Origin of the sequence: Nostoc sp. LEGE 12447 (assembly GCF_015206985.1) — a bacterium.
Lineage (GTDB): Bacteria > Cyanobacteriota > Cyanobacteriia > Cyanobacteriales > Nostocaceae > Nostoc.
Genome location: NZ_JADEXT010000001.1, coordinates 220,512 through 242,947, shown reverse-complemented (window position 1 = coordinate 242,947; position 22,436 = coordinate 220,512). Strand labels below are relative to the sequence as shown.

Sequence of the window (22,436 nt, the reverse complement as noted above, 5' to 3'; positions counted from 1 at the left end):
GTTGTTTTTTTACAATCAAAGTGCGAGATAATTTTCCAAAGATAGAGGGGTGAATTCTAGTGGTTCAGCAACCAAAACTCCAGGAAACTTCGTCGATACAGTCAATGCAGCGTGTGCTGAAAAGTTTAAGCAGTTACCGATGGACTTCGCTAGGAGCATTGGTCAGCCTGTTACTGTTGACGATCGCAAATGCCGTTACCCCACAACTATTTAGATGGGGAATCGATCAGGGTATTATCCAAAAAAACCTCCAAGTTGTGCTGTACAGCGCCGCCTGGATGGTACTCGCCGCGATCGCTCGTGGTTTATTTAATTTTGGACAAAGCTATTTAGCAGAAGCAGCCTCTCAGGGTGTAGCTTATGACCTGCGGAACAAGATTTTCAGCAAAATTCAAAATCTCAGTTTCAGCTATCATGACCAGGCGCAGACTTCCCAACTCTTAACCCGTGTCACCAGCGACATTGAGCAGATCCGTACTTTTGTTGGCACTAGCTTAATTCAGGTCATTGGTGGAATTGTCACACTGGTAACTATTGCAGTAATTTTGCTGGTGATGAACTGGGAACTAGCACTGATCACCCTAACAGCAGTGCCCATATCAGCATGGTTGATGGCAAGATTTGTCGGTCGAAATAACAAACTTTTTCGGCAAGTACAAGAGCAATTAAGCAACCTCAATGCTGTATTGCAAGAGAACTTGTTAGGAATACGGGTAGTGAAAGCCTTTGTCCGGGAATCAGCCGAAAGGTCGCGTTACACAACCCTAAATGATGGTCTAGTTAGGGCAAACATGAAGACCATTAGTGCCATCCATAATACCTTCCCGTTTATCTTTTTGCTGAGTAACTTTGTCACACTGGCAGTTTTCGGCTATGGGGGAGCGCAGGTAATTGGGCGTAGATTTTCTATTGGCGAATTGGTAGCTTTTAACTCTTACCTAGCGTTGATTCTCCAACCAATTTTGTTGATTGGATTTGCTGCACCTGCGATCGCTCAATCAGCCGCTTCTGCTGAACGAGTCTATGAAGTTGTCGATGCAGAAGTAGAAATTCGCGATCGCCCCGGTGCTGTTCCATTTGACACCTGCGTTGGTAGAATCACCTTTGAAAATGTTTCCTTTCGCTATCCGGGAGCCACCACTGAAACTCTCAAAGAAGTTTCCTTTGAAACAAGGCCCAAAGAGCTAATCGCCGTTCTCGGCATGACTGGTTCCGGGAAAAGCACAATTATGAACCTGCTTGCCCGTTTTTATGATGTCACAGGGGGAGCAGTTCGCATTGACGGACGAGATGTCAAAGATTTCACGCTCAAAAGCCTGCGATCGCGGATTGGCATTGTATTTCAGGAAACCACCCTTTTCTCTGGCACAATCCGCGAAAATATTGCCTACGCTAAACCCGATGCAACCCTAGAGCAAGTGATTGAGGTTGCAAAAACTGCCCAAATGCACGATTTTATTATCAGTTTACCCGATGGCTACGAGACGATTGTGGGTGAACGGGGCGTAGGCTTATCTGGTGGACAAAAACAAAGAATTGCGATCGCTCGAACCTTACTAACCGATTACAGCATTCTGATTTTGGACGATAGCACCTCAGCCGTGGATGCCGCCACTGCTGCCCATATTCAAGCCGAACTTGATGGCTTAATGCGACAAAAAGCTTGTACAACTTTTGTAGTAGCTCAACGCATTAGCACAGTCAAGAATGCCGATCGGATTTTTCTTATGGATAAAGGTCGATTAGTCGCCCAAGGTACTCACGAAGAATTGATGGAAACCAGCCCCCTCTACGGTGCAATTTTGGAATCTCAGGTAAAGGCGAAAGAAAAAAACGATACAAAACTAACATAAATAACTAATCCACTTCAGCTAAGTATTTCTTCCTTCTCTTCCTTCTTTTACTTAGCGTCCTACCCTGCGGGAAGCCGCTCCGCGTCTATGCGGTTCGTTAAAAAAAATTGACTTTGACAAAGAGTTAAGACTCAACTGAACCGTATTAATAAATAGTCTTGTTCGAGACTTTTATAACAACTAATTAAAAGCAAAGACCTTGTAATCCAAAATCCCAAATCTAAAATCTAAAATTGCTATGAGAGGCACTATTCCCGTTGTTGCATCTGAGCAGGCGAGTAAGCAACTTTCTACCCTGCGGCGCTTTTTGCAATACCTGCTACTTTATCGCAAAGAAATTCCCATCGCCCTGACATTAGTATTTATTGGTGCTGTAACCCAAGCAATTGGGCCATTTTTCCTCGGTTGGTCAATTGATCGCCTAATTGAAAAAGGTAATTTACAGGGACTCCTACTGTTATTAGGTCTACTAGCCCTAAACTACGGACTTGGCATTTTAGCAATCCGGGGTCAAATTATTCGAGTCGGCTGGATTATGCAGCGATTGCTGGCTCAACTGAGGCAAGATATTTTTCTCAAAATCCAAAGTCTGCCCCTCAGCTTTTTCGATCGCAGCGAAGCGGGCGATTTAATGAGCCGTCTGCTGAATGATGTCAATACTGTCAATCAGGCATTTGGACTGACGATCGCCCAAATGCTGGGCAACATTTTCAGTTTAGTCGGTATCATCATTGCCATGCTCTCAATCAACCTGCAACTTGGCTTATTGAGCAACCTGGTTGTGCCACTGATGATTTTTACCACAAGTTTGTTTGCACGTTGGGCAAGAGCCAGGTTTCGCGTTACCCGACAGACGATTGGGGAGCTTTCCGCCAAGTTGGAAGAAGATATTGGCAGTGTCAGAGAAGCACAGGCATTTAATCGGGTACAGACAAACATCGCCCAATTTGACGTTCTTAACGCTGCTAATCGTGATGCCAACGTCGAAGCTGTAGCAATTACTTCGGCCTTTTTGCCCTCCATCGATTTTCTCAACACACTTGCAACCGCAGGTGTACTAGCTTATGGTGGCTATCTTGCCGTCACTGGAGCTGTAACAGTGGGCGTGGTGACATCCTTTTTACTTTACGTTCAGCAGTTCTTCCGCCCGATCCAGATTCTCAGCCAGTTTTACACCCAAGCTCAATCTGCCTTCGCCGGATTAGAGCGAATCTTTCTATTACTAGATGAACCATCAGAACTCAAAGATGCACCCGATGCGACAGAAATGCCGCCGATTCAGGGGGAAGTGAGATTTGAGAATGTCAAGTTTGGCTATAACCCAGATCAATTGGTTCTCAAAGGGGTGAATTTGCACGCCTATCCAGGGCAGATGATTGCATTAGTCGGGCCGACCGGTTCGGGTAAAAGTACAATTATTAACTTGATTTTGCGCTTCTACGATGTATCTGGTGGTGCAGTAAAAATTGATGATATTGATGTGCGTAGTGTTACCCAAGCAAGTCTGCGCCGTCAAATTGGCATAGTTTTACAAGATAATATTCTGTTCAGTGGTACTGTCGCCGAAAACATTGCCTTTGGCGCTCCTCATACTACCCAAGCTGACATCGAAGCGGCTGCACAACTGGCAAATGTACATGAGTTCATTACCTCACTACCACAAGGCTATACAACCCAATTGGGTGAACGAGGAGCGCCCCTGAGCCAGGGACAACGACAACTGATCAGTATTGCTCGTGCGGTATTAATTAACCCACGAATTCTGATTCTTGATGAAGCCACCAGCAGCATTGACACGCGCACAGAAGCGCTAGTCCAAAGTGCGATCGCTCGTTTGCTGCAAGGTCGTACCAGTTTTGTAATTGCTCACCGCCTCAGCACAGTTACTCAGGCAGATCAGGTATTAGTAATTCAGCAGGGACAAATTGTAGAGCAAGGTACTCACGCCGAACTCATCAATCGGCAAGGTGTATACGCCAACCTCTATGGTCTACAACTGGGTGCAGCAGACACAACGGTTCTTCAAAACGAAAACTAAAATATATATAGCTCGAATTTATCAATTGTCAGAAAAGAAATGAAGCTACCTAACCTCGATTCAGAAACTATAAATCGCATCATTGAGATGGCATGGGAAGATAGAACATCTTTTGATGCGATTGAGGCTCAGTTTGGACTGCTGGAAAAAGAGGTAATTGCCTTAATGAGGCGCGAAATGAAAGAGTCTAGTTTTCAGATGTGGCGAAAGCGAGTTACCAAACGCAATACAAAACATTTATCTAAGCGAGAATTTATTGCAGGTCGGTTTAAATCGCACAATCAAAAAACGTAACTAATTGAAAGTAAAATGACGAAAGTTACGCTCTATATTGCAGCTAGTTTGGATGGCTACATTGCTCACAGCGATGGCGAAATTGATTGGCTATCAATCCTTGACATAGAAGAGGAAGACTACGGTTATGGTGCTTTCTACGAATCCATTGATGCTATTGTTTTGGGCAGCAATACTCATGAAGTAGAACTTAGTTTTGATAAAATCGAAAAAGCCTTAACTGAGCAGTATTGCACTTCGTTCTGAAGTTGAATGCAAAACTAACCAAGAAACCGTTTGCGAAAGTGCAACTAGGGTTTTAGAAAAGCTGGAAGAGTTTGGTTATATAGTTATGAATGTTGATGAATTATGAGTTAAAGGAATTTTTTAACTCATAACTCTTACTACGATGCCAATAATTGCCGAATCAATCTAGCTACAGCTTTTTGCGTGAAGCGGTTGGCAATTTGTTGACCTAAACGTTGTACATCTGAATTTACCAATAACTGAGAAATTTGAGTCGCAAGTTGCAGTGGGTCAAAGCCTCGTGTTTCTCGGAGAATACCTAATATATGTTTGATATGCTCTAAGGTTTGTTGTTGCTCAACTGTCGCTGCTGGAGTTTCATTAACTGCTGTCAATCCAACTCGTTCCCGTAATAGGGAGGTGAAGTTATGCAAAACGTTTTTACTTAAAGCATCGAGTCCATTAACAGATTCATCTACTAGCTTGTCAAGGATAAAAGCACCACGTTCAGATGACAGAAATTCTATTCCCTGATTCAGCACTAAATTGAAGTCGTAGTCTTGACTGTTACGTGCATTACGTAACAAGTTCTCTAAGCGATTCCAGCGAAATCTGCCATCTTTAAATAGCAAATCTTGCAATGATGCTCTTAATTGCGGTGCTTGGTCTGTTAACAGGCGTTTAGAAACGTAGGGATAAGCTTCGCTGAGGACTTTAAAGTTGGGATCTATAAATATTGCAATCCCTTCGAGAGTAACAAGGGAACGAATAATTAAGGCATAGTAGGGCGGTACGCGGAAAGGATACTCATACATCAAAGCCGATAGTTCATCGGTGATGCTTTTAATGTTAAGGTCGGCAACGCTGGCTCCTTGGGCATCAGCAAAGACTCTGGCAAAAGCTGGGATAATTGGTGTTAAATCGGTTTCTGGCGATAAGAAGTCTAATTTAACGTAGTCTTTTGCTAATCCTTCAAAGTCACGGTTGACGACGTGGACGATCGCTTCAATTAAACCATAACGCTGTGGTGGCTTAATTTCACTCATCATTCCGAAGTCGAGATAAGCCAATTTGCCATCTGGTGTTGCTAATAAATTACCAGGGTGGGGATCGGCGTGGAAAAATCCATGTTCTAGCAACTGGCGCAAGGAACACTGGACACCCACTTCAATGAGATAACGAGCATCTATACCTTGGGCACTAATTTCTTCTGTCTGGGTTAATTTAATACCATTAATCCATTCCATCGTCAAAACGCGACGATTGGTATATTCCCAGTAAATTTTTGGTACGTAGATGTCTTTTATATGACCGTATAACTCGAAAAATCTTTCAGCATTTTCACCCTCGTGAATATAGTCCATCTCTTCAAAGATGCGATCGCCTAATTCATCGAGAATCCCAACTAAATCACTTCTTACCCGTTTGAATGTTTTCTGTACCCAGGCGGCGATGTTACGCAAGATATACAAGTCAATGGTGATCCGCTCTCTTAAGTCGGGGCGTTGGACTTTTACAGCAACTTCTTCACCAGTTTTTAGCTTACCTTTATATACTTGTCCCAAGGAAGCCGCAGCAATTGGCTGGGCCGAGAGTTCGGCGTAAACCTCTTCTGGAGGTGCGCCTAGTTCTTCTTTGATAAACTGGTAAGCAAGTTCGTTAGGAAAAGGTGGTAATTGGTCTTGTAGCTTAGTTAATTCTTCTAGATATACGGTAGGAACGAGATCCGGTCTAGTGGACAAAGCTTGTCCAATTTTGATGTAAGCAGGCCCCAGTTGAGTCAGCAATACTCGAAGCTGAGTAGCTCGGCGGCGGTCATTTTTGACGACAATTCCCCGTTTACTATCCGACCACAACCCAAAAGCAAAGGATAAAGTCGGCCCCAACACGGCGAAAATCCGCCGTAAAACTTGCAGGGGTCTATTTTGATAATGCTCCGCTATGCTCGCGGGATCGTAAAGCGTCTCAGGTTCGGCTGTTGTCCTGATCTTTTGGGCTGCTAAGAGTCTTGGCGAACGCACAACTAAGCTCGGTGTACCATTTTCTTCTGGCACTATATCTATAACGTCCAGTTCACCTCGGCTATCTGTGCCGTTGCGACTGTCCTCCTGAATCGGTCGGGAACTAGGGGGAAGTGTCTTAACAATCATGAAAAAGGCCACCAGTCAGAACGATCACATTAAGTATTGTAACAATATCTTTACGAATTGGGAATTAGAAATGGGGCATTGAGGATTAGAAATTAGCAGGGTTCAACTAATTTTTTCTATTACCCATTATCGATTACCCATTACTCAAAGGTTTGCTACACTTAAACGGGCATACTAGTTCAATAGTATTAGGTATTGCTAGTTGCTGGAAAATCATACTTATTGTCCTGTAAATTAGAAGTACCCGGCATCTGCCCTTATGGAGAATTTGGCTTGATGTTGCTTTGCCTGCGAATTGAAAACTTTGCCTTAATTGACCAACTGGAATTGGAATTTGGCGCGGGACTAAATGTGCTGACAGGTGAAACCGGCGCTGGAAAATCGATTATTTTGGATGCCATTGATGCCGCTTTAGGCGGTAAAGTCTCTAGTCGAGTCATTCGCACAGGGACAAGTCGAGCGATGGTAGAAGCAACTTTTACCTCAAATGCCCCCCTAGCCGCTTGGTTGACTGAACAAGAAATAGATTTGCTTGATGAAAACTCCGTAGTTATTAGCCGAGAAATCACAGCCACTGCTACTAATATCCGCAGTCGATCGCGGGTGAATGGTGTGTTGGTAAATCGGCAAATCATGGCAGGAATGCGTGATCGCTTGGTGGAAATCACCGCCCAAGGTCAAACTGTACAAGTGGGACAATCTGCACAAGTCCGCGACTGGTTAGATTTGTATGGCGGTGATTCTCTAATGCAACAGCGTCATAAAGTCGCCACGAGCTTCAGTACTTACCAACAGGCGCATTTAGCTCTAGAAAAACGCCGGACATCAGAACGGGAACGGTTGCAACAACTCGACTTGCTCACTTATCAAGTGCAAGAACTGGGAGCAGCTAATCTTAGCGAACCTAATGAATTGGAACAGTTGGGACAAGAACGGGAACGTCTGAATCATGTCGTCGATTTGCAACAGATGAGTTACAAGGTTTATCAAGCTTTGTATCAAAACGATCATGAAACCCCAGCCGCAGGAGATTTACTGGGAGATAGTGAGGCGATATTAAATGACATGGTGGAATACGATACCCAACTACAACATCTGTTGGAGTTGGTTAGGGACGCGCAAGCTGCGGTAATGGAAGTGGGAAGGCAAATTAATGCTTATGGGGATGGTTTGGAAGCCGATCCGCAGCGCTTGGAAGAGGTGGAAGAACGGATTCAGGAATTAAAGCAAATTTGCCGCAAATATGGGCCGACACTTACAGAAGCGATCGCTTATTACCAACGTATCCAAGCAGAATTAGCCCAACTTAACGACAGCGAACAATCTATCGAAAGTCTAGAACAGCAAGAAAAGGCGTGTTTTGAGAAACTTACCCAAGCAAGTAATCAGTTAACTCAATTGCGGAGTAAGGCGGCTGCTAATTTAGAATCACGTTTAGTAGCTGAACTCAAGCCTTTAGCGATGGAAAAGGTGAAGTTTCTGGTTGAGATAGTACCTGCTTTCCCCACTGTTATGGGAGCAGATAAAATAACCTTTACATTTAGTTCTAACCCTGGAGAACCACTGCAACCTTTAACGGAAGTTGCCTCTGGCGGGGAAATGAGCCGCTTTTTACTAGCGCTGAAAGCTTGTTTTTCTCAGGTTGATGTGGCTGGGACAATGGTTTTTGATGAAATTGATGTCGGGGTTTCGGGAAGAGTCGCCCAAGCGATCGCGGAAAAATTACACCAGCTAAGTCAACGCAATCAGGTATTATGTGTTACCCACCAGCCTTTAGTTGCGGCAATGGCCGATCAGCATTTTCGCGTCGATAAGCAAACTATCAATCAAGGCAAAGGTAAAAAAGCTAACAATGAGAACGCTGAACAGCGTACCGTTGTTAGAGTTACGACCTTGGATAATTTAACCAGTCGCCGGGAAGAATTAGCGCAGTTAGCTGGTGGTAAATCTGCAAGTGATGCGATCGCTTTTGCTGAATCTCTTTTACTACAAGCTGCTAACCACCGTCAAAAAATTAAAAATTAAAGATAAATCACTGGTCTGTCAACTTAGTTTTGAGCGTTAAAGGAACGAACCACAAAGAACGCATTCGCGTAGCGTCTCGTAGAGAAGATAAGGAAAAGGAAAATAAGAGAAATTGAAAACATAAAAACCTTAACCTGTGTAGGTTGGGGAGCCACTGCGTTGGGTGGGTTTCCCGAAGCTACGCTCTTAGCGTTCCCGCAGGGTAGCAAGTGGTGTTTGAGGAACGTAACCCAAGACAAGCGTTCATTGTTGGGTTTCACTTCCCTACAGAACGCTACGCGAACGTTCAACCTAAGCGTATTGGGATATGACCATCTAGAGGGATTTGTTAACCTAGTATACGGTTCGTTTAAAAAGATGTGTAGGGACAATTTGTCAAGTCTCATGCATACCAATTTAAATAAGTTTAACCTGCAAATTGCAGTAGAAAAAGTATCTAAATATTTGACATAAGCATCTAAAGATTTTTCATTGTAAAAATAACTTAATTTTTATATATTTTTTCAAGTAACTAGCGTTAATTAAAGGTTTTTTGGAAAGTAAATTTTATGAAACCACTATACAATACATTCCAAAAATATCAAGATTAGCAATTAAAAAAACAAAACAAAAGTTACTAAGAAAGCTTAATTATGCTTCCTTAGTATTTCTTGATTACACAAAATTTATCTACTAATAGGAGGATTGACTCTCATGGCATTTGATGCAAATTCCTTTCCTGTTAACGCCTTGGATAGTCTTTATCCTGGCAACCTCAGCGATCCGTTTGCACCTGGAGGAGCATTCGGCATACCAACGGCTGCTAGCTTCGACCTTGCTGAGTATGGTATTCCAACTGATGGCAACTTTAATTTGGGTAGCTTTGGCATTCCAAGTGAGGGCGGCTTTAATTTGGGTAATTTTGGTATTCCAAGTGAAGGCGGCTTTAATTTGGGTAGTTTTGGTATTCCAACTGATGGCATTATCCCAAATTTTGGTGCTAATGCGGGCGGGGGAAGTTTCCCAATTTTTTAGTAGCAATTCTATAACTTTTAGGGCAAATTGAAGTTAGATATAATCTCAAAAATTTGAGTTTTTCTATCTTTTAATTACGCAAGCTGCAACTTTCGCTAAACAAAAATCCCACTCTATGCAAAAGCTACTAGATTGTGATTCTTATCTTTTGCTGCGGTGGGACAAATATTATCTATGAAAAATAGATAAGTATTTCTATTTATACTCTTGCAAAGCTCCTAACTTACGAATTCCTGGCCAAATCATTGCCGTAGCAATTACCACCACAATTGTGCCAATTCCACCACCCACAACGGAAATCACCGGGCCAAATAAAGCAGCAGTCAAGCCGGACTCAAAGCCCCCCAACTCATTGGAGGCACTAATAAACACGCTATTAATAGCAGCAACTCGACCACGCAAATGATCGGGTGTTCTGATTTGAACCAATGTATGGCGAATCACAACGCTAATACTATCCAATGCGCCACCAAGAATCAGCATTAACATAGACAGCCAAAAGGAACGGGAAAGTCCAAAGATAATTGTGACAACCCCAAAGCCAACCACTGACCACAATAAGGCCGGGCCTGCTTTGCGTAACGGCGGTAAATACGCCAGAGTAATGGCCATAGTCAAAGCACCGATGGAGTGGGCTGCTTGTAGATATCCCAACTCCACTGGCCCCACGTGTAAAATATCTTTGGCAAAGATGGGTAACAATGCGATCGCACCACCCAACAATACTGCAAACATATCTAATGTGATTGCTGCTAAAATCAGCTGATTCTGCCAAACAAATTTAGCGCCAGCTGCAAGCGCTTGGAGTGAGATTGGCTCAGTTGAGCGAATAACTTTTTGCTCTTTAATCGCCAGGGTTAAAATAAAACACAGCAACGCTGCGATCGCTGCTAATACATAAACTCCTGTAGCACTTCCTAGTAGCGCAATCCCGAATCCCCCCAAGGCTGGGCCGATAACAGCAGCCAATTGAAAGCTACTACTATTCCAGGTGGCTGCATTGGTAAAAGCACTGACAGGTATTAATTGCCACATCAGAGCATCACTGGCAGGTTTGAGGAATGCCCTCGCTACACCTGTTAATACTAAGCAGGCGTAAATTAGGAAAATTGCACCTTGAGTATAGGAAAGTACTGCTAAAGCTAGGGAGCAGAGGGCTAGCAACATTACCGAGAGTAACATGGTCACTTTGCGATCGCGGCGATCTGCAACATCTCCGGCAATTAAGGTGAGAATAATCATTGGTAGAACTTGCGCCAGTCCTACACCACCTAAAGCGATCGCTGAGTTAGTCCGCTCATAGAGTTCCCAGCCGATCGCTACAGTTTGCATTTGCGACCCCACGAACAGCACCAGCCGTCCAATGGTAAATAGCCGATAGTCTCGAAACTTAAAGGCTGCAAAGGGATCGTGCTGTGCAACCTCAAAGTTATGGGGCTTTGAGTTCTGTTTTTTCGAAGACATTTTTTAGTAGAGTTAAGCCTTCTTCAATGTTGGAAATTTGGTCTTCTGAAAGACCTGTCAGCAAATCGGTAATATGAGCGCGAGTTTGATCTTGGGATTGCTTGAGATGGTGTTTTCCATCTTCAGTTAAATTGAGCAGCACCCGCCGCCGCTCTTGAGGATGGGCAATCCGTTTCACAAAGTCGCGTTGTACTAAGCGTTCTATGGTTGCTGATGCCGTGGCAGAGGTGACACCTAAATGCTCTGCCAGATCAGATAATGAAGCCCCAGGATTCCGGTTGATAAATGCTAGCGATCGCAATTGAGGTATAGATAAAAAAGCGGCACTATGGGCACGCATATCCGCTCGGATAAACCGCATCACTAATGGAACTGTCTCCATTACTCTAGCGGCACATTCTTCGGAAGTTGCACCTTGATTAGGTTTATCCAAGGTCATGGGCTTGTTGTTCTCCTAGTTACATGGCCACCCGTGGATAAAGTTTTCCACCAAGGATGGCCAAAATTATTAATGTGAATAAGAGAATTGTACAATCCAGACCAAAGCCATAGATGCTAGTGCCGTTTAACAGCATGGTGCTACGTAACCCGTCAACCAGATAAGTCAACGGATTTAAATGGGAAATGAACTTTAACCAACTGGGCATCAAAGAAATCGGATAGATGGCATTGCTAGCAAAAAATAACGGCATAGTTAACAATTGTCCAATACCCGTCATCCTTTCTCGGCTTTTCACCAAACAGCCAATAATTAATGAGAAAATACAAAATGTTCCCGCCCCCATTATCACTAGCAGCAGTACTTGGAGAATAGCTAGGGGATGAAGATTTAGTTTGACACCTAATAAAAATGACAATCCGTAAATGAATATTACCTGAGATAAGCACCGTACCCCACATGCTAAACCTTTGCCCAGCACCATCGCCACACGCGGTGTAGGACTAGCTAAAAATTTATGGACAATGCCTAAATCTCGCTCCCAGATTAGGGTCATTCCACCACTAAAAATTGCCACAAACAAAATACTCTGAGCCAAGATGCCAGCAGAAATGAAGTCCAAATAGGGTAAGTTTCCTGTTGGAATCGCGCGAGTCCGGGCGAAAACTTGCCCAAAGATTAGCAGCCATAAAGCTGGTTGTACAGCCCGAACGACTAAATCAGTGGGATCGTGGCGGAGTTTACGGATTTCCAATTCTGCGATCGCCAGGGTTTTCGTAACTAGCTCTTTAATTGCAGAGATCAAATCTACTCGGACAGTGGGTGGTGATTTAACCCAACCGTTGAGCAGTACGTCTGGTTCTTGCTGTGTCACGGTAGTTCACTCCTGATGTTAACTGGTCGCCTGTATAGTGAATAAAGACATCATCCAAAGTTGCATTTGGGTTATCTAAAGAAGCTTTTAAGTCCCTTGGTGTGCCTGTGGTAACGACTTCACCTTGCTGCATAATCGCCACTCGGTTACACAGGCTATCTGCTTCTTCTAAAAAGTGGGTTGTTAAAAATATAGTTGTGCCGTAATCAGCACAGAGTTGTAGTACAAGCTGCCATACTTGAGTTCGAGCTATGGGATCTAGTCCGACAGTCGGCTCATCAAGAAACAGAATTTGGGGTTGATGGAGAACTGATATGCCGATTTCCAGCTTGCGGATCATCCCACCAGAGTAGTTTCGTACCAAGCGTTTCGCCGCATCTTGCAAACCCATGTACTCTAGAATTTCATAGATGCGGCGATCGCGTCCTTTGGCAGGTATTCCATACAGCTTGGCGAAAATTAAGAGATTTTCGTAACCCGTGAGACTACCATCAGCAGAGAGCGCCTGGGGTACATAGCCGATAGCCCGTCTCACAGGATTAGATTGACGAGCCACATCATAGCCAGCTAAGGTTGCTTTCCCTGCACTGATAGGCAGTAAGGTTGTCAACATCTTAATAACTGTACTTTTCCCTGCACCATTGGGGCCAAGCAGACCAAATACTTCGCCTTGTTCCACAGATATGCTCAGGTTATTAACTGCGGTTAACTTACCAAAACGGCGTGTGAGTCCCTGAGTTTCCAGAATCAACGGTTTTGGTTCGCTAGCAGGTTGCGATCGATTTATCTTTCCCGTCAGTATTGTCACAAGTTTGATGCACTTCTATTAATTAGTAAATCTAACTATTAGCTTCTCAATAGATTTACTAGAAGTCAATAGACTTCTGGCGGAAATTTGAATCAGAGTAAAAGGAAACTCGGTAGAGTAACAGCGAGGTTCTTGATGGGCAAAGCATCACTGACAAATTAACCGCAAACACTTGCTAGGGATGGTTAATAAGTAAAAATTTTCAGAATGCCTACTGCTGCCCAGCTAGAGAGTCTATGCCGCATTTATTTTTCATCAACAAGCTGCAAAACCCTCTTGTATAAAGGTTCCGCTACCCAAAATCCTGCTTGGTTAATCAGAGCATCTAACAAAGGTTTCACAGCAGAAATCAGCCTTTGACTTTTAGCTTCAACCAAGATTCCTAAAATCCCTGTGTAACCAAGATTTAGCCTAGCTGCAACCATGCGACCACGACGTTCATCAATTAAAACTTGATCTGCTTTCATTTCCAGCGCTAGAGCGATGGCTTCAGCTTCACCAATATCCAGTTCATTGCTGAGTGCTTCAACCAATGTTCGATCTTGAACTGGACGAGTTTGAATCCAGATAAAAGTTTGAACTTCAATTGCACCTGCCACTGGAAAGTTGGGATCAGTTAGTTCTCGGTAGACAGCTTCAGGAATTAGGACTGTTCCGTAAAGCTGTTGTAGTAAATGAAGATGGTTAATGGCGGCGAGGTTATTAATGGGTGAAGTATCACTGACAATGATCACAGTCTACCCATCGCCCGCAAGTTTTCTATATCTTGGTCAAAATCCTCGACCCCATAATGCACTGAAATTTGACGACTTGCGAGTAGATGCTGAAATGCTATACGATTCATGCCTGCAAATCGGCTGGCTTGAGCAAGGGTTAACTTTTCTTTTTGAAAGAGCATCACCGCAATTTCCTGCTTCATTTCGCCTTCAGTCATCCGAGTTGCGGTTAATATTTCATTAGGAATGATGACGTTCATAATTATAATCCTCTCTATCACTACTATTCTAAGCAGCTTGGGCATCGCCAAGTGATAATCAGGTAAATAAACCGAACCGTATCCTTTTTATAAATCTTGTTCATGTCATAATGTAACGCTTTGTTCTGGTTTGGGAACCCTAAGAATAATACTTGAGTACTGAATACAGTCTACATGACAATAAAGGATGTTCTTGCAGATTTCGAGGGAGATGATTTCGTCCCTCCCAGAATTATTCGTGCTGCTCGCAGTTTTAATGGTCAAGGTACTTCACTTTATTACTATATTGATGGTAAAGATTCTGATGGGCTTGTTGCTGGTCTAAAACTAGACTTCTTTAAAGAAGTTCGTTTTACTAACTTTAAGAAACCTCATCCAACAGAGAAATATAAACCTTATTTTGATAAATTCATTTCTGGATGGTCTTGTAGCCATGATGATGTGTTGCAATGTTTTACATCATCGAATTCAGTAACAAAAGTGCAATTAGACAAGATGGCTAGACATTGGGAAATTTCTGTAGAGCAATTTATCAATACCTTGTTACTTGCATATATGTTGTTGTGCGATGCTGAAGATGATGGCTGGCTTGATGGATCTGATTGGGACGGCGGAGACTTCGGGGGTTTTTTGCCTCCACCAAAGCGATGAAGCATTAATAAAATTGATTTATATTTTTAAATATCCTCAGATTACTAAACAGCATTGAGTTACATATCTACTTTTAGCCTAGATTAAGCTCATATCTATCTATAAGAAATTGCTCGTTTCCCTTTATAGAATCTAATTGTCTGGTCAACAAAAAATGGATGCTAATGATAACATCCATTTATCGCTTTCATTTCATTAATTTCATGATTTTGGAAACCATACATTACAGACTAATACAATTCTCTCAAAAAATAATTAGATAGTGAGTGAATTATATCAATATTGTTCCTATATGAATTCCAAAGCTTTACCTATGCTATTTCTAGTCATGGCTTACTATTGGTCAAGCCTAAAACCTAAAACTAGGATGGGAATTTGATCCCCATCAGCAGTGGTCAGATTCCCGGTTATTCTAATATCAGGATTACCTCGCATATCGCGATTACGTCGCCCTCTTGAAAAGAATTGTCCTCCAGACAGATGTTGCTGTTGGTCTGAAGGTATCTCTACAAATAACTCTTGTTGTTTGGCTATAATTGACATAATTACCTCACTTACGTACATAGGTATTCAATACCTATATGATTCTTTATAAGGATATTTATTTGAAATTAAATTATCCAAAAGTAATAATTTTGAAACCTATGTATACCTTTATTTTTTCATCTAAAAGCATTAGGGCGCATCTAGCGGTTAGGGGATGGCAAATCAGAATCTGGAAATAAGTTATCAGAAGCGTCCATTCACCCAAGCCAGTCGTAAATATAACAAATGATTAAAACCGGACTCACTCCACCACATTCCAACACCTTTAAATCTTGGCGTTCATCAACCATTTACAAGCCCTTTCAACTCATGCCACTTCCCAACAGCAAATTCTACTCAGTAGAAGAACAACTGGTGCAGGTATCTGTTGTGGCGTTCAGGAAGTGACTCTGCAAGAGTATCGCTCATCGCAGCAAAGTATACTGACCATAAATGCAACTTGGTAACAGCGACACTGATGTCCATTCCTGGTAGAAATGCTACATAATAACGCTGATTGTAGTGATCGGTGCGATCGCATTAAAAATTATTGAATCATTGAGCGCTTGTTGACAAAATCCTTCTTGGTAATCAGAATATAATTACTGAAAATTACGAATTATGAATTTTCTAAATATCTCTAGTTATCTTCAACATTTTATTTCCACCAGGCTGTAGCTCATATTCAACATTTTCAATATCGATCTTGTAACCTATTGAAGTGTAATATTTTACTATTTCATCTAAATGTTGAGAATGTTTCCACATTAAAGTTATCAGGGGAAATATTCTGATTTCTTTAGCAATACGTAGCATCTCACCTATAGAATTTAGGTGAAAGTTGTAATCTAGATGGTCTGAATATAAAAACAATAAATGTGAACACAGGGCTATGTCAAACTCTTGATCTTTAAATTCTAATTTTGGAAACTCATCGACTATGTATCTGTTACTTTTTTTGCCATTTTCATAATCAGACAGAAATTCTCTAATAACTTTGACTCGATTGTGTCGCAAATCATCTGGAGATTTATGATAGCCCCATACCCAATCTTTCGATGTAGCCTTGACTTGGTTAATGATGTTATCTACCACTTCATTAAATCGTTGCAATATCTCATCACCAGAAAATTGGTATAGTGGATCAACAGAAACTACACTTTTACCCTGACGTGTCATTTCTGCATTAAAGCTTGCCGGGCCATCCCCAATTCCAAGGATTTTTTTATTTAAATCTGCGTCTGTTAAATTGAATATTTTTATATATTCATCCATTGATCTCCCAAAAGGAACTACTTTATCTAAAACCATTGCCATAGAATTTACCTCGCCAAGAGACTGATTAAACAGGTTGATAGCAAAATCAAAAAACTTTATGTATTGCTAGACGGCAATCATTTAGAAGCAATTCAAGTTCTTTTACAACTTTCAACGGATTTCTACCTATAAATACAGCAGCTAATGCAGCTTCATAAGGATTTCTACCTGTTTTCTTGACAGCAGCGATTGCAGCTTGATTTGATAATCCTCGGACACTAACTAGCCATGCCGCTAATACATGTCCAGTACGTCCAACTCCACCAGAACAATGTACAACGACTTTCTCATTTTGTTTATCTGCTTCTATTAAGAAAGGAAGTATTTTTTGTGTGAGGGTTTCTAAATCAGATAGATGGAAATCTACAATTGGTGCCCAACATACTAGCTGATTACCAAATTCCTGTTTGTAGCTATCCAGAAGATTAGAATAATAAGCTAGCTGTTGATTGGGAAGAAGGCAACAAACTCGCTTAATATCTTGGCACTTCATGAATTCTATCCAATCCTGAACCTTATTGTTAGTGTATCCAGGTCGCGCAGCACCAAATACTATTTGCTCGTTCTCCCAAGCCGGGGCAAACTTATACATCTTTAAGCGGGTAATATTGTCGTTGAAATCAGGCGATAGACAATAGGCATAAGGGTTTTAGCCTAGTTCATTTTTATTTACATAGTTTGATTTTATTGTGTCAACTTACTTGTATTAGGCACAAATAATTAATTTGATAACACCACATCTTTACGCAATTTGAGATTTTGAATGCGAGTATCTTCTGCGGGTGGCACATCCCCTTGAGAAAAGGGAATCTGCTTAAAGTTAGCAGCTAGATATTCGGCTAATGTATCTTGCTCGGAACCATCAGCAGCAAAGGTGGCTAAACCTGTGCGTTTGTTCTTATCAGCATCTTTTGATATCAAATCAACCCGTTCTGTTTTCGGAAGAGGATAGCCATCGCCACCAGTTGCAAGGAAATTGAGGGTAACAGTGCGGAAGATCCGATTAGGATCACCCACTAACTCGGCATTTTTAACTACTACATCAATAATTTTGCCCTTCTCATCCTTGATAGCAAGGGATTTGACGCGCTTACCTGCTGGCAAATCTGGGTCAAAGCTAAAGGTTAATCCCGCTACTTGGGGAAAACTGCCAGGGGTAGCGCTGGGTGCGATCGCTGCTACGCTATGTTCAATGACCGCTAGTAGTTCTTTTGCACTCAGAGTAACTAAAGTCAAGCCATTGTTGAATCGTAGCGCATTGGTGATATCAAGTTGGGAAATTTCTTTTGCTTTCTTACCTGCTACAGGATTTGCTTGAGGTGGTAGTTTGATAACATCTTGTGAGCGAGTCGAACCAGGGGGAAAGGTGTAGATACCGATATTGTCACGGATACCACCGCCATTTTTGATGGAAATGACTGTTTTAGGATCGTATCGTTTAGCGATCGCTAAATTAGCTTCGGCTGTCAAATTCCCTAAATTGGTTTCTTGTGTGCGGACATCACCGCGCCAGCCATTGAGGAAGACGTTGGTTTTCCCAAAAATTTTACCATCTTGGGCAATAATCACTTTTTGAAGTGCCTCTGTAATGGCGACAATTTTAGGATCGGGTTTCCCGCCGACAGTTGCTACACCTTTAGAATCAGTCGCATAAGCACCACTGATTTTGGAGTCAATATTAAACGGAATAATCACTCCATTGGCATCAAAGTTAACTACTAGACGACCAACATAACGATAGTTTCCATCGGTATTAACTACGGCTATCGGATTACCATCTGCTGCTTTTGTGAGGATTGGATAAGTTCCAGCAGATTTATCACCGACTCGTAGACGGTCTGTTTTGTCGGCTAGTAAGGTATTAGAACCACCAGCAACAACAATATCTACTCCTTTGAGTAATTTTGCTAGCTTTTGCTCAATAGCAATTTGCTGCATGTGCGCCAACAGAATAACTTTATTAATATCTGGATTTTTTGTCAGCAGTGCATCGACAGAAGTTTGAATTTCAGCAGCTAAGGCGGCGATGTCTGCGGCATTACGATCGTTAAATGCTTTAGGCAACACAGTCACATTACCGGGAGAAGAAATCGTCCGCAGAGTGGGAGTTGTCGCGCCAATTACACCAATCTTTTCACCATTGAGGGTAATGATGGTACTACGGGCAATTTTATTAGGAATTTTACTTGCCTCTTGTCCATCAGCAGTAACTAATTTTGCTAGGTCTTTATCAGTGCTGAAGTCTAGATTCGTGCTGAGATACGGAAAATTTGTACCTGGGTAATCTTTTTTAGCACCGAGTAAATCGGCAACAACACCTGTACCTAAGTCAAATTCGTGATTACCAAAGGCGATCGCACCAAACCCTAAAGCATTTAAAATTAAAATATCTCCTCTTCCCTGTCCACCAAAAACTGTATCACTAGCAAATAAGAAGGGACTGGGAATATAGGCATCTCCAGATGAAAGGATTAAGGTATTAGGATAATCAGGCTTACCGTCACGATTAGCATCCTGATTTTTGAGTGCATTCAACACTGCCGAAAAGTTTGGTGCATCCTTCAGTGCTGGAACACCAGCTTCTTGATCGGAAGTATGTAAAAGTTGCAGTGTGAATCCCGATTTAGGTGTTGTTCTGACTTGCGCTACACCAATACTAGTTCCCAGAGAGAATAATATACCAAATATAACTAACGAACTTAACTGGTTAGTACTTAAAATTAGGCTATTAAGCTTACCGAAAAATCTATTTTTGGAATTTAACAAAGGCATAATAACTTTTCAACGTGTTATGTTAACTTGTAACATTATTCGGAATTCAAAAATCATTATTTATTAATTATTCACTTTTCCTTGCCAAACAATTTCCTTAACTTTGATTTCTTTCGGGATCAACTTAATTTTGTAGAAGGTATCTGCAATCTCTTGTTGTTTAGTAATCACTTCATCTGTGAGCGGAAGTACATCATATTCACGTCGCTTTTCTGCTATTTCCAATACAGGAGCATCTATACCCAAAGCAGGGGAAAGAAGTTTAGCAACTTCACTAGGATTATTCTTTGCCCAGCCACTAACTTTTTTCACCCTATCTAAAACTATTTTCAAAACATCAGGTTTGGCATCAACAAAAGATTTTGCAGCTAGATAATAACCACGATTGGGAGCTAATTCCGTTGCGTCTGTTAAAATACGTGCGCCTGTTGCTGCTTCTGCTGCGGCTAAATATGGGTCCCAAATTGCCCAAGCATCAACCTTTTTTCCTTCAAAGGCAGCACGAGCATCGGCAGGTGGGAGAGTTGCTGGCTGGATTTTACTGTACTGTACCCCTGCTTTTTCGAGCGCTTTCACTAATAGGTAGTTAGCATTAGAACCTTTGGCAAAAGCAACTTTTTTGCCCTTGAGTTCAGCCACACTTTTAATAGGTGAATCCTTGGGTACTACAATGGCTTCCGCTTTCGGACTCCAAGGATCGTAGGCAACATAAACTAGAGGGATACCCCCAGCTTGGGCAAATATTGGTGGTGATTCTCCGGTATAGCCAAAATCAATGCTACCTGCATTCAATGCTTCTAGCATTGGAGGCCCAGCCGGAAATTCTGACCAAGTTACGGAAGATCCTGAAGTTGCAAAGGCTTTTTCTAATTCTCCTCTCGCTTTCAGTGCATAGAGGACAGTTGACGCTTTCTGGTAGCCTATACGAATTGTAGTGCCGCTAGCTACAGCACTGGGGCTAGCGGTTTGAGTTGTTCCATTGTTACTTGCGCTTGGAGAGCAAGCAGAGATAGCCAAAGTTAAGCTAAGTCCCAATGCAAATAATAGGGAAAAGGTGTGGATTCTGTGCTGTTTGAACCTTTGGAGGAAGGCAAAAGCCATACTCAAAAATCGACTTGAAGAGAACTTAGTAAACATCTTCATTCTGCTTTCAGGGGTAAATAAATATCAGATTTCAGCTACTTAACAGTGAATCTACGATAAGTTTATTGATTCACCGTATTATTATGTAATGATAAAAATACCACATAATTACAGATGAAATGCAAGTTTATTCATTGAAGAAAAAAATCTTACTGAAAGTCATAGCAATGTCAAATATAAATTCAATCGGATCAGAAAGGACGCGATGACAGATAATATTCTTCAACAACAGATTGAGTACTATCGCGCTAGAGCCAATGAATATGATGAGTGGTTCTATAGGAAAGGACGCTACGATCGCAGTCCCGAAATAAACCAGCGCTGGTTTAATGAAGTAGTTGTGATAAAAAATACATTACACCAAATTGGTTTGATGGATGATATTTTGGAGTTAGCATCTGGAACAGGTATCTGGACGCAGGAGCTTTTAAGAATCGGTAAAAAGATTACTGCGATCGATGCCTCTGAAGAAATGATTGCAATTAATCGCTCGAAGTTGAATTCACTGAGTGTTGAATATCACCTAATTGATTTATTTACTTGGCAACCTGACACTGAATATGATTTGGTGTTTTTCGCCTTTTGGCTATCTCATGTGCCACCAAAATTACTCGATTCTTTTTTGACGAAAGTCTACCAATCTGTTCGCCTTGGTGGGGAAGTATTTATCATTGACTCTTCCTTTGAACCTACATCCACAGCTAACAATCATATCCTTGAAGACGACGGAAACATATATAAAACCCGTAAATTAAATAATGGTCAAGAATTTCAGATTGTCAAAATTTTTTATCAGCCGGATGAACTTAAGGATAAGCTAAAAAAAGCAGGCTTTCAGGCTGAGGTAAAAGTGACAGATAATTATTTTATCTACGCACAGGGAAAAAAATTTGAAACAATTCGTAATTCAGAATCTGTAATTATTTAAACTACACCTGATGTATTACTAATTAAATACTATGGGAATATCAGACATATTTTTTCTTGCAGAGACATTAATTCAAGATGGCATCAGAAAACATCTCCTGCTATTTTCTCTGACATACTCCTAAAACTAGGTACTGTTGCAAAATCTATGTATATATATTGGTTATAGCTATACAGATGACTTATGTGGGGCTAAAGGAGTAGAAATGAAATGTATTTTGATTGACTGCAAACAACATTATCAAGAGCTATATGAACAGAGAATTGAAGACCTTTTCAAGTTGAAGATAGACTATATTCTTGATCAATCTTAGTTAACTATGATTGCTGAGTAAGCAAAATAAAATCCATTAGCTGCCTAATAGATAGTTTGCAATGCAAATTCTTAAAGTATTAACCAGAGTCTATCTTAGTCCGGTAGACTTGGATGAGGCGATCGCTTTCTATGAAAACCTTTTTACAGAAAAATGTTGGTTGTGGTTTCAATATTCCGAGTCTGAGTTGGAACTCGCAAGTGTGGGTTCTATTCTTTTAATTGCTGGTTCGGCAGAAGCACTCTCTCCATTCAAGAGTACACACGCAACATTTCTTGTGGACTCACTCAATGATTTTAAAGAAGCACTTATTCAGCAGGGTGCTGTGATTCTGGCGGAACCGAACAAAGTTACCACTGGAGCGAATATGCGAGCGATGCATCCTGATGGAACCATTATTGAGTATCTTGAGTTTGGATAATGGAATGGAAGGTTTCTAGTTGATGTGATTGGTTTTTCTGGTGTACTGACTTAAGGGCAGATAATAGAGTTTTATCTGTCAGCATTAGTCCCAATGGTAAGATCCTTGCAAGTGCTAGGGACAATCAAACGATTAGGTTTGGGATTTAAAAACTTGGGAACAGTGCTATATTCTCACTGAAGATTTGGCAGTTGTGAATACAGTTG

The 22,436-nt window shown here is 41.6% G+C and carries 22 protein-coding genes; 10 read left to right on the top strand and 12 right to left on the bottom strand.

All coding sequences use genetic code 11. From position 1 onward, the window contains the following. Window positions 1–59 precede the first annotated feature (59 nt). The 4 genes from IQ274_RS01050 to IQ274_RS01035 all read left to right on the top strand — a co-directional run bounded on the left by IQ274_RS01050 (window position 60) and on the right by IQ274_RS01035 (window position 4,431). The gene (locus IQ274_RS01050) at window positions 60–1,853 is read left to right on the top strand and encodes an ABC transporter ATP-binding protein (protein ID WP_193867090.1); all 1,794 of its coding nucleotides are present in this window, start codon (window positions 60–62) and stop codon (window positions 1,851–1,853) included. A gap of 238 nt (window positions 1,854–2,091) precedes the next feature. Then, window positions 2,092–3,891: an ABC transporter ATP-binding protein gene (locus tag IQ274_RS01045; RefSeq protein WP_193867089.1), complete on the top strand. Its 1,800-nt coding sequence runs from the start codon at window positions 2,092–2,094 to the stop codon at window positions 3,889–3,891. Between the two features lie 39 nt (window positions 3,892–3,930). Next, entirely contained in the window at window positions 3,931–4,185 is a 255-nt protein-coding gene (locus IQ274_RS01040) for a TIGR03643 family protein (RefSeq protein ID WP_193867088.1), read from the top strand. A 15-nt stretch (window positions 4,186–4,200) separates the two neighbouring features. Next, the gene (locus IQ274_RS01035) at window positions 4,201–4,431 is read left to right on the top strand and encodes a dihydrofolate reductase family protein (RefSeq protein WP_228057964.1); all 231 of its coding nucleotides are present in this window, start codon (window positions 4,201–4,203) and stop codon (window positions 4,429–4,431) included. Window positions 4,432–4,568: 137 nt separating this feature from the next. Here the strand turns inward: IQ274_RS01035 and IQ274_RS01030 are convergent, their stop codons facing one another. Beyond that, the gene (locus IQ274_RS01030; RefSeq protein WP_163928861.1) at window positions 4,569–6,560 is read right to left on the bottom strand and encodes an ABC1 kinase family protein; all 1,992 of its coding nucleotides are present in this window, start codon (window positions 6,558–6,560) and stop codon (window positions 4,569–4,571) included. A gap of 276 nt (window positions 6,561–6,836) precedes the next feature. Here IQ274_RS01030 and recN point away from each other — a divergent pair, with 276 nt between their 5' ends. Together recN and IQ274_RS01020 are read left to right on the top strand one after the other, a co-directional pair. Next, a complete protein-coding gene (gene recN, locus IQ274_RS01025; RefSeq protein WP_193867253.1) occupies window positions 6,837–8,585 on the top strand; it encodes a DNA repair protein RecN in 1,749 nt (582 codons plus the stop codon). Between the two features lie 693 nt (window positions 8,586–9,278). Then, entirely contained in the window at window positions 9,279–9,599 is a 321-nt protein-coding gene (locus IQ274_RS01020; RefSeq protein WP_163928863.1) for a hypothetical protein, read from the top strand. A gap of 195 nt (window positions 9,600–9,794) precedes the next feature. Here the strand turns inward: IQ274_RS01020 and IQ274_RS01015 are convergent, their stop codons facing one another. The 6 genes from IQ274_RS01015 to IQ274_RS00990 form a co-directional block, all read right to left on the bottom strand. Next, a complete protein-coding gene (locus tag IQ274_RS01015) occupies window positions 9,795–11,063 on the bottom strand; it encodes an MFS transporter (protein WP_193867087.1) in 1,269 nt (422 codons plus the stop codon). Then, on the bottom strand, window positions 11,029–11,502 hold the full coding sequence (locus tag IQ274_RS01010; RefSeq protein ID WP_114083091.1) for a MarR family winged helix-turn-helix transcriptional regulator: 474 nt from the start codon (window positions 11,500–11,502) through the stop codon (window positions 11,029–11,031). Before IQ274_RS01010 ends, IQ274_RS01015 begins: the two co-directional genes overlap by 35 nt. 19 nt (window positions 11,503–11,521) lie before the next feature. After that, window positions 11,522–12,376: an ABC transporter permease gene (locus IQ274_RS01005; protein WP_193867086.1), complete on the bottom strand. Its 855-nt coding sequence runs from the start codon at window positions 12,374–12,376 to the stop codon at window positions 11,522–11,524. Continuing rightward, window positions 12,333–13,184, bottom strand: a complete 852-nt coding sequence (locus tag IQ274_RS01000) for an ABC transporter ATP-binding protein (protein ID WP_193867085.1) — start codon at window positions 13,182–13,184, stop codon at window positions 12,333–12,335. The genes IQ274_RS01005 and IQ274_RS01000 overlap by 44 nt, the downstream gene beginning before the upstream one ends. A 245-nt stretch (window positions 13,185–13,429) precedes the next feature. Further along, window positions 13,430–13,918, bottom strand: coding sequence for a DUF3368 domain-containing protein (locus tag IQ274_RS00995; protein WP_193867084.1), 489 nt, complete (start codon window positions 13,916–13,918; stop codon window positions 13,430–13,432). After that, window positions 13,915–14,160, bottom strand: coding sequence for a UPF0175 family protein (locus IQ274_RS00990; protein WP_193867083.1), 246 nt, complete (start codon window positions 14,158–14,160; stop codon window positions 13,915–13,917). The genes IQ274_RS00995 and IQ274_RS00990 overlap by 4 nt, the downstream gene beginning before the upstream one ends. 174 nt (window positions 14,161–14,334) lie before the next feature. Between IQ274_RS00990 and IQ274_RS00985 the strand changes: the two genes are divergently transcribed. Beyond that, window positions 14,335–14,811: a hypothetical protein gene (locus IQ274_RS00985; protein ID WP_190936966.1), complete on the top strand. Its 477-nt coding sequence runs from the start codon at window positions 14,335–14,337 to the stop codon at window positions 14,809–14,811. Window positions 14,812–15,147: 336 nt separating this feature from the next. Here IQ274_RS00985 and IQ274_RS00980 read toward each other — a convergent pair whose 3' ends face one another. Continuing rightward, a complete protein-coding gene (locus IQ274_RS00980) occupies window positions 15,148–15,354 on the bottom strand; it encodes a hypothetical protein (RefSeq protein ID WP_193867082.1) in 207 nt (68 codons plus the stop codon). 275 nt (window positions 15,355–15,629) lie between these two features. Between IQ274_RS00980 and IQ274_RS37940 the strand changes: the two genes are divergently transcribed. Beyond that, entirely contained in the window at window positions 15,630–15,803 is a 174-nt protein-coding gene (locus tag IQ274_RS37940) for a hypothetical protein (protein WP_416209826.1), read from the top strand. 163 nt (window positions 15,804–15,966) lie between these two features. On the opposite strand, the gene IQ274_RS00970 is transcribed toward IQ274_RS37940, so the two are convergent. The 4 genes from IQ274_RS00970 to IQ274_RS00955 form a co-directional block, all read right to left on the bottom strand. Continuing rightward, a complete protein-coding gene (locus tag IQ274_RS00970; RefSeq protein WP_193867081.1) occupies window positions 15,967–16,653 on the bottom strand; it encodes an SAM-dependent methyltransferase in 687 nt (228 codons plus the stop codon). A 46-nt stretch (window positions 16,654–16,699) separates the two neighbouring features. Next, a complete protein-coding gene (locus IQ274_RS00965) occupies window positions 16,700–17,245 on the bottom strand; it encodes a protein-tyrosine phosphatase family protein (protein ID WP_163928877.1) in 546 nt (181 codons plus the stop codon). Between the two features lie 128 nt (window positions 17,246–17,373). After that, a complete protein-coding gene (locus IQ274_RS00960) occupies window positions 17,374–19,425 on the bottom strand; it encodes a 5'-nucleotidase C-terminal domain-containing protein (RefSeq protein ID WP_193867080.1) in 2,052 nt (683 codons plus the stop codon). A gap of 63 nt (window positions 19,426–19,488) precedes the next feature. Beyond that, complete coding sequence (locus tag IQ274_RS00955) at window positions 19,489–20,562, bottom strand: sulfonate ABC transporter substrate-binding protein (protein ID WP_193867079.1); 1,074 nt, start codon at window positions 20,560–20,562, stop codon at window positions 19,489–19,491. A gap of 211 nt (window positions 20,563–20,773) precedes the next feature. Here IQ274_RS00955 and IQ274_RS00950 point away from each other — a divergent pair, with 211 nt between their 5' ends. After that, window positions 20,774–21,496, top strand: a complete 723-nt coding sequence (locus IQ274_RS00950) for a class I SAM-dependent methyltransferase (RefSeq protein WP_163928882.1) — start codon at window positions 20,774–20,776, stop codon at window positions 21,494–21,496. Window positions 21,497–21,870: 374 nt separating this feature from the next. Continuing rightward, the gene (locus IQ274_RS00945) at window positions 21,871–22,230 is read left to right on the top strand and encodes a VOC family protein (RefSeq protein ID WP_114085223.1); all 360 of its coding nucleotides are present in this window, start codon (window positions 21,871–21,873) and stop codon (window positions 22,228–22,230) included. Window positions 22,231–22,436: the final 206 nt, after the last annotated feature.

Excerpts from the sequence above, each read along its gene's own strand:
- IQ274_RS00945 (WP_114085223.1), top strand. The coding sequence starts at position 21,871 with ATGCAAATTCTTAAAGTATTAACCAGAGTCTATCTTAGTCCGGTAGAC.
- IQ274_RS00970 (WP_193867081.1), bottom strand. The coding sequence starts at position 16,653 with ATGGCAATGGTTTTAGATAAAGTAGTTCCTTTTGGGAGATCAATGGAT.
- IQ274_RS00965 (WP_163928877.1), bottom strand. The coding sequence starts at position 17,245 with ATGTATAAGTTTGCCCCGGCTTGGGAGAACGAGCAAATAGTATTTGGT.
- IQ274_RS01020 (WP_163928863.1), top strand. The coding sequence starts at position 9,279 with ATGGCATTTGATGCAAATTCCTTTCCTGTTAACGCCTTGGATAGTCTT.
- IQ274_RS00980 (WP_193867082.1), bottom strand. The coding sequence starts at position 15,354 with ATGTCAATTATAGCCAAACAACAAGAGTTATTTGTAGAGATACCTTCA.
- IQ274_RS00955 (WP_193867079.1), bottom strand. The coding sequence starts at position 20,562 with ATGTTTACTAAGTTCTCTTCAAGTCGATTTTTGAGTATGGCTTTTGCC.
- IQ274_RS00960 (WP_193867080.1), bottom strand. The coding sequence starts at position 19,425 with ATGCCTTTGTTAAATTCCAAAAATAGATTTTTCGGTAAGCTTAATAGC.
- IQ274_RS01010 (WP_114083091.1), bottom strand. The coding sequence starts at position 11,502 with ATGACCTTGGATAAACCTAATCAAGGTGCAACTTCCGAAGAATGTGCC.
- IQ274_RS00990 (WP_193867083.1), bottom strand. The coding sequence starts at position 14,160 with ATGAACGTCATCATTCCTAATGAAATATTAACCGCAACTCGGATGACT.
- IQ274_RS01045 (WP_193867089.1), top strand. The coding sequence starts at position 2,092 with ATGAGAGGCACTATTCCCGTTGTTGCATCTGAGCAGGCGAGTAAGCAA.
- IQ274_RS01040 (WP_193867088.1), top strand. The coding sequence starts at position 3,931 with ATGAAGCTACCTAACCTCGATTCAGAAACTATAAATCGCATCATTGAG.
- IQ274_RS00950 (WP_163928882.1), top strand. The coding sequence starts at position 20,774 with ATGACAGATAATATTCTTCAACAACAGATTGAGTACTATCGCGCTAGA.
- IQ274_RS00985 (WP_190936966.1), top strand. The coding sequence starts at position 14,335 with ATGACAATAAAGGATGTTCTTGCAGATTTCGAGGGAGATGATTTCGTC.
- IQ274_RS01030 (WP_163928861.1), bottom strand. The coding sequence starts at position 6,560 with ATGATTGTTAAGACACTTCCCCCTAGTTCCCGACCGATTCAGGAGGAC.
- IQ274_RS01015 (WP_193867087.1), bottom strand. The coding sequence starts at position 11,063 with ATGTCTTCGAAAAAACAGAACTCAAAGCCCCATAACTTTGAGGTTGCA.
- recN (WP_193867253.1), top strand. The coding sequence starts at position 6,837 with ATGTTGCTTTGCCTGCGAATTGAAAACTTTGCCTTAATTGACCAACTG.
- IQ274_RS01035 (WP_228057964.1), top strand. The coding sequence starts at position 4,201 with ATGACGAAAGTTACGCTCTATATTGCAGCTAGTTTGGATGGCTACATT.